This window comes from Shigella sp. FC1544 (assembly GCF_001722145.1).
GTDB lineage: Bacteria > Pseudomonadota > Gammaproteobacteria > Enterobacterales > Enterobacteriaceae > Escherichia > Escherichia coli.
Map to the genome: position 1 here is coordinate 1 of NZ_MECT01000313.1, position 1,281 is coordinate 1,281.

2 protein-coding genes and 1 pseudogene are annotated in these 1,281 nt (G+C 52.5%); all 3 read right to left on the reverse strand.

Features of this window, described 5'->3' with window-relative positions; all coding sequences use genetic code 11:
• Window positions 1–108: 108 nt before the first annotated feature.
• A complete protein-coding gene (locus BGK49_RS30500; protein WP_001082562.1) occupies window positions 109–576 on the reverse strand; it encodes a lysis protein in 468 nt (155 codons plus the stop codon).
• Between the two features lies 1 nt (window position 577).
• Window positions 578–715 carry a hypothetical protein gene (locus BGK49_RS30505; RefSeq protein ID WP_000459345.1) on the reverse strand — a complete coding sequence of 46 codons (138 nt, stop codon included), beginning with the start codon at window positions 713–715 and terminating at the stop codon, window positions 578–580.
• A 159-nt stretch (window positions 716–874) separates the two neighbouring features.
• Window positions 875–1,281, reverse strand: a pseudogene (locus tag BGK49_RS15030) (lysozyme); the annotation flags it as partial.

The following is a 1,281-nucleotide window of genomic DNA, read 5'->3' on the forward strand; positions in this document are numbered from 1 at the left end:
TGTATCGTTTTTGATTATCCCCGCACACTCGCGCAGAGGAGTCTCCCGGTCGGGCTGCGGTCTCTGTTAATGCGGGGATACGGCGACAATACCGCGCATCAGCAAAACTTATTTCAGGCACTGAGTGCGGATATATTCCTGCGCCACTTCCAGCTGCTTCTGCATCAGCATCAACCGCTCTCTGAGAGTGAAATAATCCCGTTCAGCGGTGTCTGCCAGTCGGGGGCCGGTTGCATTATCCACGCCGGAGGTGGTGGGGGCTTCACGCACGGTACCGGGGCAGGTGGCGTTGATCCGCAGGCGCTTACGACCAGCGGCAACGTCAGCGCGCAGAGTTTCATTTTCAGCTCTCGCATCGGCTAATTCCCTCGAGTATCTGGCATCAAGTGCAGCAACATCACGCTGGCGCTGCTGCATATCAGTAATGGTTGCATTTGCCTGCTCCAGCTCACTGACTTTTTTATCGCGCTGCTCTTTGTAGGTTATGGCGTTATCACGGTAATGATTCAGCCCCAGACTAAGCGCACCACAGGCCACCAGCAGGGCAATGATGACCACGCACAGTACGCGGTTCATTTCACCACCAGCGTATCTGACCGATGAAATAACCGGAGGCCATAATCACAAACACCAGCCAGATAAGAATGAACTTCCAGGTGGATAATTTTTCAGCCATCACTCGAATCTCCCGAATCAGTTTGCTAAAATCAAACACACTTTCTCCTTTGACTTTTCCAGAGTCAGGAAACACAAAACCCCGCTTGCAGCCAACAAACGGGGTTTTTACTTTTATTCACTTAGTTTTTGTCAGTTCGCAGGATTTCGTGTTATCCGTCCGTGTAAGCAAACCGCATTTTTCAGCAAAATATTCTGCTTATCTGTCGATACCCCAGCACGCCAGCGCGCTCTCCTGGTCACGACGGGATACCTGACCGTAGCAGTTGTTTGAACGAATACGGCAGTCTCTGCCACCGTCCTTAATCCACCAGCGAATCGCCTCACACGCTCCCCTGCGATCACCTGCATTAATTCGTTTATAAAACGTCGACGGGAAACACTTACCGGGACCAATGTTGTACGGACAGAATGACGCGATCCCCGCTTTCTGGGGTTCGCTCAATGGCACTCTGATGTTTTTCTCCACCCATGCCAGCGCCTTATCACGCTCAATGGCGTTAACCCGGTCGCATTTTTCCTTCGACAACTTCATGCCCGGAACGACAGGTTTGCATCCACCAGGATGGCACCGCGGCAGATGGTCCAGATACCCGCGCCATCACG

Bases quoted from the DNA above. Each gene is read 5' to 3' on its own strand.
- BGK49_RS30500 (WP_001082562.1), bottom strand. From the start codon at position 576: ATGAACCGCGTACTGTGCGTGGTCATCATTGCCCTGCTGGTGGCCTGT.